The sequence below is a fragment of the Frisingicoccus sp. genome, assembly GCF_048388605.1.
GTDB lineage: Bacteria > Bacillota > Clostridia > Lachnospirales > Lachnospiraceae > Frisingicoccus.
Map to the genome: position 1 here is coordinate 35,994 of NZ_DBGCTU010000034.1, position 16,319 is coordinate 52,312.

At 45.8% G+C, this 16,319-nt stretch carries 15 protein-coding genes; 3 read left to right on the forward strand and 12 right to left on the reverse strand.

The window, feature by feature from the left end:
* Nucleotides 1-8: 8 nt before the first annotated feature.
* Together hemW and ACMN7X_RS08630 are read right to left on the reverse strand one after the other, a co-directional pair.
* Entirely contained in the window at nt 9-1,220 is a 1,212-nt protein-coding gene (gene hemW / locus ACMN7X_RS08625; protein WP_418747060.1) for a radical SAM family heme chaperone HemW, read from the reverse strand.
* A gap of 102 nt (nt 1,221-1,322) precedes the next feature.
* On the reverse strand, nt 1,323-2,207 hold the full coding sequence (locus ACMN7X_RS08630) for a MaoC/PaaZ C-terminal domain-containing protein (protein WP_418747061.1): 885 nt from the start codon (nt 2,205-2,207) through the stop codon (nt 1,323-1,325).
* Nucleotides 2,208-2,458: 251 nt separating this feature from the next.
* Here ACMN7X_RS08630 and ACMN7X_RS08635 point away from each other — a divergent pair, with 251 nt between their 5' ends.
* The gene (locus ACMN7X_RS08635) at nt 2,459-3,880 is read left to right on the forward strand and encodes a sigma-54 interaction domain-containing protein (protein WP_418747062.1); all 1,422 of its coding nucleotides are present in this window, start codon (nt 2,459-2,461) and stop codon (nt 3,878-3,880) included.
* 16 nt (nt 3,881-3,896) lie between these two features.
* On the opposite strand, the gene lepA is transcribed toward ACMN7X_RS08635, so the two are convergent.
* From lepA to gpr, 5 genes are all read right to left on the reverse strand, one after another.
* Nucleotides 3,897-5,708 carry a translation elongation factor 4 gene (gene lepA, locus ACMN7X_RS08640; protein WP_418747063.1) on the reverse strand — a complete coding sequence of 604 codons (1,812 nt, stop codon included), beginning with the start codon at nt 5,706-5,708 and terminating at the stop codon, nt 3,897-3,899.
* A 175-nt stretch (nt 5,709-5,883) separates the two neighbouring features.
* Entirely contained in the window at nt 5,884-7,560 is a 1,677-nt protein-coding gene (locus ACMN7X_RS08645) for a sensor histidine kinase (protein ID WP_418747064.1), read from the reverse strand.
* The gene (locus ACMN7X_RS08650; protein ID WP_418747065.1) at nt 7,535-8,239 is read right to left on the reverse strand and encodes a response regulator transcription factor; all 705 of its coding nucleotides are present in this window, start codon (nt 8,237-8,239) and stop codon (nt 7,535-7,537) included. The genes ACMN7X_RS08645 and ACMN7X_RS08650 overlap by 26 nt, the downstream gene beginning before the upstream one ends.
* 156 nt (nt 8,240-8,395) lie before the next feature.
* Entirely contained in the window at nt 8,396-9,589 is a 1,194-nt protein-coding gene (locus ACMN7X_RS08655) for a stage II sporulation protein P (protein WP_418747066.1), read from the reverse strand.
* Between the two features lie 85 nt (nt 9,590-9,674).
* Complete coding sequence (gpr, locus tag ACMN7X_RS08660) at nt 9,675-10,631, reverse strand: GPR endopeptidase (RefSeq protein ID WP_418747067.1); 957 nt, start codon at nt 10,629-10,631, stop codon at nt 9,675-9,677.
* 177 nt (nt 10,632-10,808) lie between these two features.
* Between gpr and rpsT the strand changes: the two genes are divergently transcribed.
* On the forward strand, nt 10,809-11,072 hold the full coding sequence (gene rpsT, locus ACMN7X_RS08665; RefSeq protein WP_418747068.1) for a 30S ribosomal protein S20: 264 nt from the start codon (nt 10,809-10,811) through the stop codon (nt 11,070-11,072).
* A 108-nt stretch (nt 11,073-11,180) separates the two neighbouring features.
* Here rpsT and ACMN7X_RS08670 read toward each other — a convergent pair whose 3' ends face one another.
* The 4 genes from ACMN7X_RS08670 to ACMN7X_RS08685 all read right to left on the reverse strand — a co-directional run bounded on the left by ACMN7X_RS08670 (nt 11,181) and on the right by ACMN7X_RS08685 (nt 14,627).
* On the reverse strand, nt 11,181-12,098 hold the full coding sequence (locus ACMN7X_RS08670; RefSeq protein ID WP_418747069.1) for a sensor histidine kinase: 918 nt from the start codon (nt 12,096-12,098) through the stop codon (nt 11,181-11,183).
* A gap of 27 nt (nt 12,099-12,125) precedes the next feature.
* Entirely contained in the window at nt 12,126-12,902 is a 777-nt protein-coding gene (locus tag ACMN7X_RS08675; RefSeq protein ID WP_418747070.1) for an ABC transporter permease, read from the reverse strand.
* On the reverse strand, nt 12,899-13,822 hold the full coding sequence (locus tag ACMN7X_RS08680) for an ABC transporter ATP-binding protein (RefSeq protein ID WP_418747071.1): 924 nt from the start codon (nt 13,820-13,822) through the stop codon (nt 12,899-12,901). Before ACMN7X_RS08680 ends, ACMN7X_RS08675 begins: the two co-directional genes overlap by 4 nt.
* Nucleotides 13,823-13,943: 121 nt before the next feature.
* Nucleotides 13,944-14,627, reverse strand: coding sequence for a response regulator transcription factor (locus tag ACMN7X_RS08685; protein ID WP_418747072.1), 684 nt, complete (start codon nt 14,625-14,627; stop codon nt 13,944-13,946).
* Between the two features lie 72 nt (nt 14,628-14,699).
* Between ACMN7X_RS08685 and ACMN7X_RS08690 the strand changes: the two genes are divergently transcribed.
* Nucleotides 14,700-15,227, forward strand: a complete 528-nt coding sequence (locus ACMN7X_RS08690) for a TetR/AcrR family transcriptional regulator (protein ID WP_418747073.1) — start codon at nt 14,700-14,702, stop codon at nt 15,225-15,227.
* 13 nt (nt 15,228-15,240) lie between these two features.
* Here ACMN7X_RS08690 and holA read toward each other — a convergent pair whose 3' ends face one another.
* On the reverse strand, nt 15,241-16,215 hold the full coding sequence (holA, locus tag ACMN7X_RS08695) for a DNA polymerase III subunit delta (RefSeq protein ID WP_418747074.1): 975 nt from the start codon (nt 16,213-16,215) through the stop codon (nt 15,241-15,243).
* Between the last annotated feature and the right edge of the window lie 104 nt (nt 16,216-16,319).

The window sequence follows — 16,319 nt, forward strand, 5'->3', positions numbered from 1 at the left end:
TAAAAATACTATAAAATGAAGTCGGCCATCACCCTATTGGCCAGATCCATGCCCAATTCGGTGAGCCGCAGCCGCCCGTTTTTTCGAAGTAAAAGACCCTCCGCTTCGTTTTTCCGAACAGCTTCGCCATAAACGGACATTATTTTTACGCCAAATTTTCGATAAAAATCCTTTTCCGAAACTCCGCGTACCATCCGCAGACCCAAAAACATAAATTCTTCCATTTTAGCGGACGAAGTGAGCGTTTCCGCCGCTTCATACCAGTCCTCAGTCCCCGTTGCCATTGCCATATACGCCCCGATCTCCGTTTTATTTGAAAAACGGCGTCCATTGATGAGGCTGGATGCTCCGAGTCCCAATCCGAGATAATCCCTTCCACGCCAATAACCGATGTTATGCCGGCACTCATATCCCTGCCGGGCATAATTCGATATTTCGTACCGCTCATATCCCATCTCTGACAGAAATTTCCGGGTCAAATGATACATTTCCCGCTCCTCATCTTCATCGGGCAATGCCAGTTTTCCCTGAGTCTCCATCGCCTCAAAGGGCGTTCCCGGCTCTATGATCAGACTGTAGGCCGATATATGTTCCGGCCCGAGAGCCGTCACCTGCTCCAGACTTTTTTGATAGGACGGCATCGTCTGCTCCGGCAGGGCCGTCATTAAATCCACATTGATATTTTTAAACCCGGCCTCCCTGGCCCATTTAAAGCTCTGCAAAAATGCACCGTAGCTGTGGATCCGCCCCAACACTTTTAATTCCTTATCTGCCGTTGACTGAAGTCCCAGGCTGAGACGATTGACGCCGCAGAAACGCATTTGCTTTAACTTTCCCGGTGTCAATGTCCCCGGGTTGGCCTCCATCGTAATCTCCGCATCCCGCTGTATCAAAAAACCGGCCCGAAGCTCCGCCATCACCCGGAAAATCTGGGTTTCCGAGAGAAGACTCGGCGTTCCGCCGCCAAAAAATACGGAAACCACCGGCCGATGACAAAATTCCTCTTTTTGTCCATACCATCGGATTTCCCGGCACAGCCTGTCCACATAGATTTCCGGCACCGGAAGCTGCCTTGTCGGATGACACGGTGTCCCCGACAACCGCGCGTCCTCCATGCCAAAAGAAAGGAAATCACAATAATTACATTTTTTTACGCAAAAAGGAATATGTATGTAAAGTTCCAGTTCCCGCCGTCTCGCACTCTTAATATCTGAACGCAAAAAAAGACCTCCCATCAATAACATATCATATTATACCATGGAAGGTCTGTTTTCACAAAGTATTCAACAAAAAATATCCTGCAAACGATTTAGATTAAGAGCTTATTTCCACTCAAATACACCGCGGTCAAGCACCGGCCGGTTATTCTTTGTGTCAATAAACTGGAACAGGGCTTTACCCTCTTCTTCCTTCCAGATGTGCAGAGCCACCGGCGTATCCGGAAGAAGTACATTACGCATCTGAGCGGCCATCCGTGTTACGCGCTCCGGCTCACCCGGAATTAAAGCGTCAATCGCCATACGGCATGAGAATCCGAAGGAGCAGAGTCCCTGAATGATCGGCTGGTCAAATTTATGATCTTTTGCATATTCCGGGTCTACATGGATCAGATTCGTATCACCCGTCAGCCGATAAAGCAGGTTCTGAACAGGAGAAATATAATCCTCCACCACCGCATCCGGCGCTCTGTCCGGAATAACGATCGGATTCTTCGGCATTGGTTTTCCGCCAAAACCGCCGGCTTCATGGAAAAATGTTGTAGAATAATTCGTACATACGAGATTTCCCGCTTCATCACGAACATCTACTTTTGTTTTTACAACAGCACCTTTGCCCTCTCCTCTGTCGTAAACATCCGTAATCTGGTCCTGCCACTGAAATGTTCCCTTGATAGGGTCGATCGGCCGATACCAGATAATTTCGTGATCCATATTCAGGAAGGCTACCGTCGGCTTGATGATCTCATCCGCCAGCATAGAAGCAGGCAACGGCATCCATTGATATGGTTTTACATTGACTGTGCCCCAGTATGGAATCGTGCCATAGGTTGGAATTGCTTTCAGATACTTCTCATAAGTATACTGCAGATCTTCTCTGTGGGCGCCGACAGCCAGCGCATACAGGGCTACGTCTCTCCAATTATACTCCAGATAACGCGGCTCCATTTTCTTTCCAACTAACAACTCTTCCAAATTTACTTTTGTCATAGTCGCATCGTCCTTTCCTTAGTTTTGTTAATTATATAACAGCATTTTTCATACCAACTTTTCTGCCGTTTTCTGAAAATGCCTAAAAACTCAGAGAAAAAAATTTTTTCTTACTCATTTTCCCGAAAAAAGTCCAATGATTTTCGTGTCATTTAATCCAAAAGTGTGTCATTTTTTCCAAATTTGATTCGCTTTATTCATGTGTTTATGATATGATTATAGCAAACAATTTCATTGGGAGGAAACTATTTATGTCAGAAGACCACAGATATAAGCTGATTTTTGAAGAACTGATGGATAAGAGCGAGGATGGATTTATTGTCATCGATTCCCACGGCGTTATCACGGATATCAATGACAAATACTGCGACTTTCTCGGCCGCAGAAAAGAAAATATCCTCGGACATCCCATTGAGCAGATTATTTCCACCACATCCATGTACGATGTTATGAACCGCCGCCAGCGGGGAGACGATCAGGGCAGCATCTATATGCACCCCTATATTGCCAGCGAAACAAAAGGCTCCCGCCATACTTATGCCATCGCCAACCGCTTCTGCATATTCGACGAAAATGAGCAGCTGATCGGCGCCATGGCCCAGATGAAATTTAAGGAGCGTTCTCTGGATATCGCCCATGAGGTGTTGAAGGCAGAACATGCCTATTATAAATCCGAGTATCAGAATCAAATGCTGAACACAAGCGGCTTTGATAAATACCTGGGCAACGACTCCAAGATAAATGCCCTGCGCCAAATGGGCCTGAAGGTGGCGAAAACCGATTTTTCCGTATTGATCACCGGCGAGACAGGTACGGGCAAAGAATTGATCGCAAAATCCATCCATATCGAAAGTGACAGGGCCAATGAGCCGATGGTGTGCGTCAATTGCGGCGCTATTCCCATGGAATTGATGGAATCTGAAATGTTCGGCTATGAAGAAGGCGCTTTTACAAGTGCGCGCAAGGGCGGCAAGATCGGCAAATTCCAGCTGGCGAACCATGGTACTCTTTTTCTGGATGAGATCGGTGATCTGCCCCTTCCCCTGCAGGTAAAACTGCTGCGGGTCCTGCAGGAACACGAAATTGAAAAGGTCGGCGGCACCAAGCCCATCCCTGTCGACGTGCGCATCATTGCCGCCACCCGTAAAAACCTTCAGCAAATGATGGAGGAGGGCACTTTTCGGGCCGATTTATATTACCGCCTGGCGGTCGTCACCATCGATACGATTCCCCTCCGCGAACACCCGGAGGATATCATGCTCTACGCCAATGTGTTCCTCCAGCAGCTCAATCATAAATTTAAAACAAATGTCCTCTTCTCTAAAAATGCCGGCCGCTGTCTTCTAAAATACAGCTGGCCCGGAAATGTCCGGGAACTGGACAATGTCATTTCCAGCGCCTTTATCTCCAGCGATCAGATGATGATCGACCTGTCCGATCTGCCGTCAAAGATTTCCGATGCGGTCCGCCATGAAATCCCGGCGGAAGAAAACCAGGAAACCCTGAAATCCCTGGTCAACCAATATGAAGCAGACATTATCCGGGAAACTCTGAAAAAATATGACTACAACATTACCGCCGCAGCCAGACATCTCGGCATCGAACGGAGCCTCCTCTATAAAAAGATGAAAAAATTTAATATCTCTATCAAAAAAGGAGTGTGTCATTTTTGACACACTCCATCCTATATTATTTATCATCCAGCTTCAATACAGCCATAAACGCCTTCTGCGGCACTTCCACATTGCCCACCTGGCGCATCCGCTTCTTTCCCTCTTTCTGTTTTTCCAGAAGCTTACGCTTACGGGAAATATCGCCGCCGTAACATTTTGCCAAAACATCCTTACGCATCGCTTTAACGGTCTCCCGGGCGATAATCTTGCTGCCGATGGCCGCCTGAATCGGAATCTCAAACAAATGTCTCGGAATTTCCTCTTTCAGCCGTTCGCACATTTTGCGTCCCCGCTCATAGGCCGAATCCTTATGCACGATAAAGGACAGTGCATCCACTTCCTCCCGATTGATGAGGATGTCCAGCTTACAAAGTTCTGAGCGGACATATCCCTTCATCTCATAGTCAAAGGACGCATAACCCCTGGATCGGGATTTCAGAGCATCAAAGAAATCATAAATGATCTCATTCAAAGGCAGGTCATATTTCAGCAGGGCACGGGTTTCTTCCATATATTCCATGCCGAGATAGGTCCCGCGCCGCTCCTGGCACAGCTCCATGATCTGCCCGATAAACTCTGTGGTCACCATGATCTCGGCAGCCACGATCGGCTCTTCCATATATTCAATTTCTGACGGATCCGGCAGGTTCGTTGGATTCGTCAGATCAATGACATCACCATTAGTTTTATGCACTTTATAGATAACCGAAGGCGCTGTCGTCACCAGATCCAGATTATACTCCCTCTCCAGCCGTTCCTGAATAATCTCCAGATGAAGCAGTCCGAGAAAACCGCATCGAAAGCCAAAACCAAGGGCAACCGAGGTTTCCGCCTCAAATTGAAGGGAAGCATCATTCAGCTGCAGCTTTTCCAGTGCATCTCTCAAATCCGGATATTTGGCGCCATCCGCCGGATACATACCGCAGTAAACCATCGGATTGACCTTTTTATATCCCGGAAGAGCTTCGTCACACGGATTATCCGCATCTGTGATCGTATCGCCCACACGGGTATCTTTCAGGTTTTTAATACTGGCTGTCATATAGCCGACCATCCCGGCGGATAATTCATCACATGGGATAAACTGGCCCGCGCCAAAATAGCCCACTTCCACCGTTTCAAACTCTGCGCCCGTCGCCATCATTTTAGCCCGGGTCCCCTTGCGGATCGTTCCTTCCTTGACGCGGAAAAATACGATAACTCCTTTATAAGAATCATAAACCGAATCGAAAATGAGCGCTTTCAGCGGGGCCTCCGGGTCGCCTTCCGGCGCCGGGATCTTCTCGATTACCTGCTCCAGCACCTGTTCGATATTAATACCGTTTTTCGCTGAGATCAGCGGCGCATCTTCCGCCTCAATCCCGATCACATCCTCGATCTCACTTTTTACCCGCTCCGGCTCCGCGCTCGGCAGATCAATCTTATTGATCACCGGCATTACATCCAGATTATGGTCCAAAGCCAGATATACGTTTGCCAGCGTCTGAGCCTCAATGCCCTGGGCCGCATCCACAACAAGAATCGCGCCGTCACAGGCCGCCAGACTTCGGGATACCTCATAGTTGAAATCCACATGTCCCGGTGTGTCGATCAGATTAAAAATATATTCATTACCATCTTGCGATTTATATACGATCCGCACCGCCTGAGATTTGATCGTGATCCCCCGCTCCCGCTCCAGATCCATATTGTCCAGGACCTGGGCCTGCATTTCCCGGCTTGTCAGGGTACCCGTCATCTCAATAATACGGTCTGCCAGGGTGGATTTTCCGTGATCGATATGGGCAATGATGCAGAAATTACGGATTTTACTCTGGTCTGCTGCCATCCTGGTCTTACCTCCATTCCATATACCATATTTTATCCATATAGAAGTATACCATGTCAACTAAGCTCGTGGAAGACCTCGCTAAGTTTCCAGGTATGCGTTCTCAGTAAGCTCGAAAACATCTCGCTAACTGTTCACAGTATACCATGAAGGTTGGGGTTTGTCATATGTTTTTTCAGGAGGCTTCCTGAGTATCCAAAGGTTCAAGGGCTAAAAGTTCATCTGGCCCCGGGATATGACGCGGAAAGCAAACCGTAGCTTTAAATAAATCGCCATCGATATCTATATGGAATTTCCCGCCGCAGGCTTCGGCAAAGCTTTTGACGATCGCCAGCCCGAGGCCGTGTCCCTCTGTTGTACGGCTGATATCTCCACGGGTAAATCTTTCTGTGATCGTTTCCTCCGTGAAATCCATTTCATAAGAAGATGTATTCTTAATAATAGTCGTTACCGTTTTCTCATCGCCAAAGGCGTCAATAAAAATGCGGCTGCCCTCCAGTGAATATTTCAGCGCATTTTCAATAAGATTCTGATATATCCGATAAAGGCGCTGTCCGTCGCTGAGCACATACAGCGGCTCCGCTGCCAGTGTTTTCCGAATAACCCGATGGGAATCTTCAATCTGTTCCTCCATATCGCCCAGCGTCTGCAGGATCAGGGTGCAGATATCTACGGTTTCAATATGAAGTTCCATATTCCCGCTGGTGGCCTTAGACACCTCAAATACTTCCTGGATCATATGTTTTAAATGCTCGGATTTTCTTGATAAAACATCCACATAATCTCTGGCCTCATCCGTTAATTCGGTTTTTTTGAGCAGATCGATATAACCGATGATCGATGTGAGGGGCGTTTTCAAATCGTGGGATACATTCGTGATCAGATCGATCTTCATCTTCTCACTTTTTACTTGTTTCTCCACGCTGTCACTCAGATTTTCAAAAACATGGGTCAGATCCTCTCCCGCGTCATAAATCATGGAATCCTCCGGAATGGCGCTGATCTTCAGCGTATTGCCCTCGGAAACTTCATGAATCTCTTCCACCAGGGTGCCGACATCCGTCAAAAAAATTTTGTGCTGATGAAGCCATATAAACAAAACCGCCGCTCCCATCAGAATAAGCATTGCTGTCACAAGCCTTGAAAATCCCCAGGCGTTAAGCCCAAGCAGGCTGATAACTCCAATGGCAATTAAAATTCCCGACATCACCGTCATCTCCAGCTGCATTTTCCGCTCAAAAGGATATTTTTTCTGATAGCGCAAATTTCTCTCCCGCACCCAACTCCGGATTTTCTGATAAGTCTTTTTGCAAAATGTCGCCTTCCGCAGTTCCGGGGTTTTTAAATGCCGTATGACCATCATCATATATGCGTTATTTACCAGGGCAATCGGAAAGAAAGCAACCATAAACATGCCTGACGAGAAATAATATCCCACATATTCTCCATGCCAGTCAAATTCCGGTATCCGGAAATTCTCATAACTGGCAGCCATAACAGCCATCGAAAAAAACAGCAGTGCGACATACAGCAATATTAAAATGTCACAATCCCAGTGTTTCAGCCACTCCATAAAAAACGGCCTGGATGTTTTCCGGTCAATCCGTTTCAACATATAGATCCAGAAAACCACATTGATGATCCCAAACAAATATAAAGGCAGAGTCAGCGTATAATCTCTATAACAAACCCATTCAATAAATATATTCATAAAAATCATCAGTAAAATGACCGATACACAGTAAAGCCCGGTCATAGTTGTACATTTTTCTTTGCAAAACCAAAAACACTTTTTAATCAATCCCGGTTTTTTCGGGCCGTACATTTCATACTTTTTCCATCTTATAGCCAATACCCCACACCACCTTTAAATATTTTGGATTTTTCGGGTCGATCTCAATCTTCTCGCGAATCCGGCGTATATGCACCATCACCGTATTTTCCACCGCATAGGCATCTTCATTCCAAACCCGGCTGTAAATTTCCTCCGAAGAAAAAACGCGTCCCGGATAGGACATAAGAAGTTCAACGATCCGATATTCTGTTGCCGTCAATCGGACTTCCTCGCCATTGACATACATCTGCTTCTGATCCTTATTCAGCACCAGATCTCCCAGATGAATTTCTTCACTTCCCGGTTCCGAATCATAGGCAGAGCCCAACGTCATATATCTGCGCAGCTGTGCCTTCACTCTGGCTACAAGTTCTTCCGTACTGAATGGTTTGCTGACATAATCGTCGGCTCCCATGGATAAACCGATGATTTTATCGCTCTCCTCCGTCTTGGCCGATAAAATAATGATCGGTATGTTTTTTGTTTCACGAATCTTCATCACGGCGGACAGGCCGTTCAATCTCGGCATCATCACATCCATAATAATCAAATGCACCGTATGATCCATCAGAATATCCAGCGCCTCCAGCCCGTCATATGCCTTCAGCGTCTCATACCCCTCCAGTTCCAGAAGTTTCGAGATTGCCCGAACAATTTCTCTGTCATCATCCACTACAAGTATTATCTGTTTCTTCATGGTTTTCTCCTTTATCTATCCTGTGCATTCATTGTATCAGGTATTTATAAAAATTAAATTTATGGATTTCTTTCATTTTTCTTACATCATTTCATACAGCCCGCATCTGCCTTTTCAGTATAGCCTATTTTTTCTGAGAATTCCACCGTATATCGCTTAATTTCCCGACAAAACAAGATAAAGCAGATCGGCGAGAAGGGGCATGGCATTCTGAACCTCCTCCACCGTGTTCGTCTGAGCGCCGCATTCCACAAGCAGGCTCCTTGGAAGAATATGTAAATTATACTGATAAGAACGCAGATAAATCCTCCGCATCAGATTCGGATAATACTGGGCTGCCTTGGCCTGCAGTTTAAAACTGAAAGCCAGATTTTCTGCCAGATAAGGATTTTGAAGATATTCGATCGGACCGTTGGCCGCTGTCCGGCAGAGGCCGTTTAAAAACATCAGCTGGGCCGTGTCTTTCCCGCCGATATTAGTCACCAGCCGGGTCCCATCCGCCACTCCGTCCCTGTGCAGATCGATCACCACCTTGATGGACGGATATTCTTCAAGCACCTCCCATATTTTTTCTTCGGCATAGGTGTAGGCGGCGCTGCGGTCAGTTACCCCATCGATCACATCGAAGGTATCGGTCAAATGAAGCACAGACACGCCATAACGGCTCTCCAGATTGTTTTTCAGCGTTTCTCCCAAACCAACGACCGTATCCTGCCATTCTCCCGGGCGGCTGTCCGCAAATGCCTCCTGAGAATGGGTATGATAGATCAATACCTTCGGGGAATCCCCCTGCAAGTCAATACTCAGATCCATATTCATAAAATTCTCCGCATCCAAAAGTCCATCCGGCGCATAGGTTGTGCTGTCGATGGCATAAAACTGATTGACAAAATAATTATAATCTTTCAGCATATCCACCGTATATACAATGCCTTCGCTGCTGGCCACCGGGGCGCTGGCCGGCTGAACCGCTGTATTCTCCTGAGAGTCTGACCCGGCATTTTCACCGGCGGTGCCTGTCCCCGAATTTTCGGCCCCATCATTTCCCGAATTCTGATTATTCTCCGCATAAACCGCCGCGAGCACACTATCCGAAGGATAAAGCTCGCAGATATCATTTCCGGCATACATCGCCCTGTCCCTTTCCACAAGCCATAGCGGTATCCAGCTTCCGATCAGTCCATCAGAAACACTGCCCGCAATTCCGGAAAACGATATATAAGTATTCCTCCCATAGACAACCGGGCTCATACTGTTTAGCCATACATTTTTACCGGTTAGAAGCCCTGTCAGCCAAAGGAAAAGAATTCCGCACACCAATTCAAACAAATAAAAAATTTTTTTGCCCAACCGCATCGACCGCCTTTATTTTCGTTTTGTCCTTTAAGTACCATCACTATTATATGTGACGAAAAAAAAGCTATACCATGAAAAGCTACACCATTGAATGGCAGATACTGTTCAGGGCTTCTGAAAGGGTGTAACTCATCTGGCGGACAATTTCGTCGATATTCTTCGGCGTGACAAACATATTCATCATTTCCGGGGCCATCAATTCCCGCACCAGCTGATACCGCTCCTGCTCATCAAATGAGGCCACACCCTCCCGGATTCTTTCGGATAAGCGGTTCCGGGTTTCATCCATGATCGTCAAAAGATTCCCCACCGTATCATTGACGATCGTCGCCGCATCGATCACTGTCGGAATCCCGATGGCGATCACCGGAATTCCCATTGCTTCCGCGTCAATGCCAAAACGCCGGTTTCCCACGCCGGCCCCCGGCGCTATCCCTGTATTCGTGATCTGAATCGTCTTATTTAACCGCCGGACACTCCGGGCAGCCAGCGCATCAATGACAACCAGCACATCCGGCCGGGTCTCCCGGACAGTACCAAGCAAAATTTCCCGAGTCTCGATTCCCGTCTGAGCCATCACTCCCGGCGCCAGAGCGCTGACACATCCCATGCCCCGCGTGACCTCCGAATGGGTCCCATATTCCTGAATAAGATGCCGGGTAATAAAAAGATTATCCACCACCATCGGTCCCAGGGCATCCGGTGCCATCTCCCGATTCCCGATACCGGCAACCAAAATCTTTTTGCGCTTCATATCGGGAATGAGCCGCCGGATTTGCCCGGCAACCTCGCTTGTAATCTCCCGGTGATAACTCACATCCGTTTCATCCAGCATGGGAACCTCAAGGGTCACATAATCGCCAATCGCTTTCCCCAGTTTTTTCGCTCCCTGCTCATTTTCCACTGTCACCCAGGTAACCCGGATCCCCGATGTCCGGCCGACCTCTTCCTCGATTCGAATCCCCTGAAGTTCCTCTGTTTCCTGAAACATTTCCGCGTTCTCTATAGCTAAATCTGTACGTACCGCCGGATTCATAAAACCGCCCCTTTTCTCTGCATTTTACTATGAATTTTTTCCAAAACTTTTCAGAATATGTATTGACAACTATAAAAGATTCTCTTATTATATAAGAGTATGTTTACATTAGAACGTCCGTGTCCGGCTTTAATGAATATACACATGAAAAATATTCAGTAAAGGGAGGTGTCCAGATTGGCTAACATCAAATCTGCAAAAAAAAGAATCCTTGTAACTCAGACAAAGGCTTTAAGAAATAAGATGACAAAATCCGCTGTTAAAACTGCTGTCAAAAAAGTAGACGCAGCTATCGCAGCGAATGATAAAGAGCTGGCTAAAGCTGAATTATTAAAAGCTACCAGCGCTATAGATAAAGCAGCTTCCAAAGGCGTTTACCATAAGAATACTGCTTCCAGAAAAATCAGCCGTTTAAACATCGCTGTCAACAAAATGGCGTAAGCAACGAACATTGCGAAAACGGAAAATGGAATTTAAAAGAACTGAGATATACACCCTCACATCTCAGTTCTTTTTTTATACCTCTTTTGGTGTTTCGCCTGCTCCCGATCAGTTATTTATGCCGCACATTCTGAGTTCAAAGGAAATACGTCCCTCTCCCAGATGGGCTTCCAAGGTCCCGCCCATCGATTCTGCCAAAGATTTTGCCACGGTCAATCCCAGGCCTGTACCGCCCTGATTTCTTGAAATATCCTGTGTATAAAATCTGTCAAATAAACGGGAAAATGCCTCCTGAGATAATTCTTCCGCATCATTATCAAAGAAAACGGCAATATCTTTTTCTGTCTCGCTCAGCCGAATGTTCAGATAAGTATGGGCATACCGTCCGGCATTTTGCAGCAGATTCAAAAAGATTCTCTCCAGCGCCGCCGCATCCGCCACAGCCCAGACAGGATGCTCCGGAAGGTCTATATTTATATCCAGACTGGTGCCTTCTAAAATCTGACAGTTTCCCAGAAGGGATTCCCTCAAAATTCTGGACACATCCACCCTATCCGGTTTTATCGTATAGTCCCCTGCATTTAACCTGGAAAATTCATAAAATTGTGAGACAAGGTTTTTCATGGTCTCCCCCTTAAGTTCGATAATATCTAATATCTCTCTTAATTCCTCATCCTGCGCCGCATAATTTTTATTTTTAACGAATTTCAGATATCCCAGAATGACCGTCAGCGGTGTACGCAGATCATGACTTATATTTTCAATCTGCTTTTGGAATTCCTTTTCTCTTTTTTCATATTTCTGCCGCTCCTTTTGAATATCCTCCAGAGTGTAATTAAATTCACTGATCAGCCCCGCCAGGTGCCGGTTTGGAAGAGGCAAATGAAGTATTTGATTCTGAGTGAGGTCCTGCCGCACTTCCTTTACTTCCTTTGTGAGCTTATGAAAAGCATAGAGCAAGAATAAATAACGAAAGGTGCAGTAAAGTCCGATGACAGCCAGAATGATCAAAATTAAATCTTTCATTTTACCCCTCCAAAACAATTTTTACGATCACAATTCCCTTTTTCTTAACAACACAGTCCCGGCGATCAAAAAGAACAATGTATTTACTCCGCCCGTAATTAAACATTTTATCATCCCCTGAGCCGTTCCCCAGGCTGTAATACACTGCCGCATATTGACGATCATCCCCCGACTGCTCAGAAAATTATGCGGCAGCCACATAGCCAGTTTATAAACCGCATCAAAGCGTAACCCCAGATAAAAGAAAATGCTCGGAATAAAAAACCATATTGCCACCCACGCAATGATTCCTGTTGTACTTTTTGCAAACATTTCAATACAGACGATCGCTGAGATCACACAGGCTGCAGCGACCAGAAAAACTGCTGGAATCTCTGTGAGCAGATCTTTCAGCTCCACCGGCCCGGCGTGCTCCAGAAGGGTCTCGGCGCTCAAAATATACAGGGCAACAATAAAGATCATTGCAAAAATCGAGGCCAACAAACTTACCACACATTCACCAATAAATATTTCTGTTCTGGAAATTCCAAAGGCCACCGTGTTTTTTAAATTACCGTTTCTCCGGTTCCCCTCATATAAAGACATCGCAACAATAGCCCCCATCATACCGAAAAGCATCGGAGAAGCAACGATATTTGAATATGAAAACGACGTATTTCCGTAAAGGAACTGCACATCAATTATCTGAAATATATGGGAAACCACATTAAACAAAACAGCCAGAGCCGCCAGAATTCCCGTAAAACCATAAATTTCTCTGCCATGAAATACCCGATAAAGTTCACTTTTTATATAGTTCATCATTGCGCGCCACCCCGTTTCTTTAACTCCATATAATAGTCCTCCAAAGATGTCTGTATTGTCTGCATCCCGGTAATATAAATGCTGTTTTCAGAGGCAAGCTTACTGTAGGCTTCCGCCTGAAAGCCCGGCTTATAAATGCGGATATGATTTTCGGGAAGCACTTTATAGGTCTCCTTCGGAAAATTCTTTTCCATCAAAACCGCATATTTTTCCACATCCGACAGGATAATCTCAATACAGTCCGAGCATTTTTCCTGCAGCTCATGAGCCGAAATTTCCTCGATCAAAATACCCTTATTTAAAAAACCATACATGGTTGCAATCTGTTGTAATTCTGACAATATATGGCTTGACAACAGGATGGTTATATTTTTTTCTTCATTCAGGCGATGCAGCAGACTTCGGAATTCCAGAATACCGCTCGGATCCAAACCGTTGATCGGTTCATCAAGAATTAAGACCTGCGGTTCTCCCATCATTGCAATGGCCAGGCCAAGCCGCTGCTTTTGTCCAAGGGAAAGTTCCTTGCATCTGCTCCGCCGCTTTCCGGCGATATCCGTCAGTTTCAGCATAGCATCCACCTTTTTTCTGTCGGGAATTCCTTTTTGGATGCAGTAATAAGTCAATGTCTGCTCCACGGTCATATTTGGAAAGAAACCCGGCTGTTCGACCATAAAGCCAATTTTCTTTCTTGAATTCGCCAGTTCCTTTTCTTCATACTTTCCAAAAAGACTTAATTCGCCCTCCGACGCATAACTATGTCCGGCAAGTATCTTCAAAAGAGTACTTTTCCCCGCGCCGTTATCGCCAATAAGTCCGTATATCTCTCCCCGCCGCACATGCAGATTCACATGGTCCAGCGCAATAAAAGAACCATAAGACTTTGTGATCTGCTTTGTCTCTATGACATATTCATTCATCTGTCTACCTCCATTACGAAAATACGTCTGCCAATTTTCTGTATCTTTCATTGACAAACGTATTCTAACATTTCAGTCTTTAATAAGTCATAAAGAACTTTTAAAGAAGTTATAAAGATTTTTACTGAAGTTTAAAACCAATGCCGTACACGGTTTGAATATATTCCTCTCCCTCATCCTTCTCCTTCAGCTTTTTTCTCAGATTGCTCACATGGACATTCACTGTGTTATTTTCACCGTAATAACCGCCGTGCCAGATCATTTCATAAAGAGTTTCTCTGGAATATACCTTTCCCGGATTCTGCATGAGCAGGCAAAGAATGTCATATTCATGGGCAGTCAGGCCGACTTCCTTTCCGCCCACCGTCACTTTTCGGGAATCCATATAAACTTTTAAATTTTTATATGTAAGAATTTTCTCACCGGCGGGTCCTTTTCCGACACGCCTTAAAGCGGCCTGAATCCGCGCCAGAACTTCCTCCGGCTCAAAGGGCTTTGTAATATAATCATCCGCGCCGCCCTGCAGAAGCGCCACTTTGTCACTCAGCGCATCCTTTGCCGAAATAATTAAAACCGGTACATTGCTCTGTCTATTTTCGCGGATATCTGCCAGCAATTCTTCCCCCGACATTCCCGGGAGCATCAAATCAAGCAAAATCAAATCCGGCATTTCCCTCTCCAGCAAGAGACCGGCTTCCGTCCCCGAAAAAGCCTGCACTGCCCGGTAATCCGCTTCTTCCAGTATTTTAACCAGCAATCCGCTGATATCCGGTTCGTCCTCTACAACAAATATTTTATACTGCACACAACCGCCTCCTTGACTTTCCTCTTTTTTAATGCTACACTTGTATCATATTTATACAAAGGAGAAATGGATATGGATAAGAGGAAAGAAGCAAATCTACACGTCAAAACAAGTATTATCAATGCCCTTATTGATTTAATGAAAGAAAAAAGTTTTGATGCTATCTCAGTTTCCGAAATCACTGCCCGCGCCGGGGTTTCCCGCGTTTCTTACTATCGGAATTTCGACAGCAAAGAGGATATCCTTATCGGGAGTCTTAACGATCTGATGGCCAGATTCACCGAGGAGATCAACGCCGTTCCGGGCCACACGCCGACACGCCGTGTGATGACGGTCTTCTTCCATACTGCCAGAGAAAATGCCGCCATATTCAATCTTCTTCATCAGGCGGGTATGGACAGTCAGATTCAGGACGGCCTTGACCAGTTGATTCTTTCCTGTTCTCATTTTCCGTCCCTGGACCGCCGCCGCACCTATCCGGCCTATCTGTTTTCCGGGGCCCTTTTCCGCCTTCTGATCCGCTGGTACGCGGGCGGTATGACTGAAAACGACAGCGAACTCTCCAATATTTTCTGCCAGTATATGGACGGACTGCTCTGAAACAAACCCGTTTCTAAACAGAAAAACGCACAATTAATAATTCCACAGCCATACGTTCGTTTAACCGCCCGGTTTTTACATCTTCTTCCCGTTCCACGCAGATTTCCACCGCCCGCCGGAGTTCTGCCAGGGAAAACTGTTCGCATAACTTTTCATTCTTGCGTACCACAAAATCCCGCACCCCCAAACGTTCCGCAATGACATGTCCGGGGTATCCCTTTCCCTGTAAATCCTTTATCTGATAAAGCTGATTAAACTGCCGGGTGATCCAATAAAGGATCCGCATCGGCGCCTCTTTCTGCCCGATCAGCTCATAATAAAGCTGCAGCGCCTTTGCCTGCTTTTTTTCCGCGACGGCTTCTATCATATCAAACACTCTGCTTTCCGTATGAATAGTACAGACTGCGTCGATATCTTCCCGTACAATTTCATTTCGCCCATCCGTATAGACGACCAGCTTGTCCAATTCCCGACGGATATTTTCCATATCCGTATCTATCCGCTCCAAAAAATAACGCAGGGTACTCTCCGACATCTGTCGCCGTTCCCCCTTTAAAAGTCCGGCGATCCAACGCATTAATGTCCGATCATCCGGCGGCGACATATTTGCCGCATACCCCAGAGAAGAAATCGTTTTAAACAATTTATTCCGCTTATCCACCTCTTTTTCAATAAAGATAAAACACGTAGTCTCCGGCATTTCCTTCAGATAAGATGCCAATTCATCCTGAGAAGACGAAAAGAAACCGCTGTTTTCCACGATGATCAAACGTCTCTCGCTGAAAAAGGGCAGAGTTTCCCCCAAATCGATCAGCTCTTTCACAGAAATTCCTTTTCCCTCGAAATAACTGTAATTCATCGTATCCTCGCCGACCATCGCCAGTTTCATTTTATCTCTATATTGCTTTCGCAGATAATCTTCAGATCCATAAATCAAATACACCGATTTGAACTCTCCGGATTTTATATGCTGACTTAATATTTTCACGGCTGTCTCTCCTTTTTGCAGCTCAATACTTTTTCAGATTCTCCGATATATACGGATGATACCATGTCAACGAAGCTCATGGAATACCTCGCTAACTGTTCACA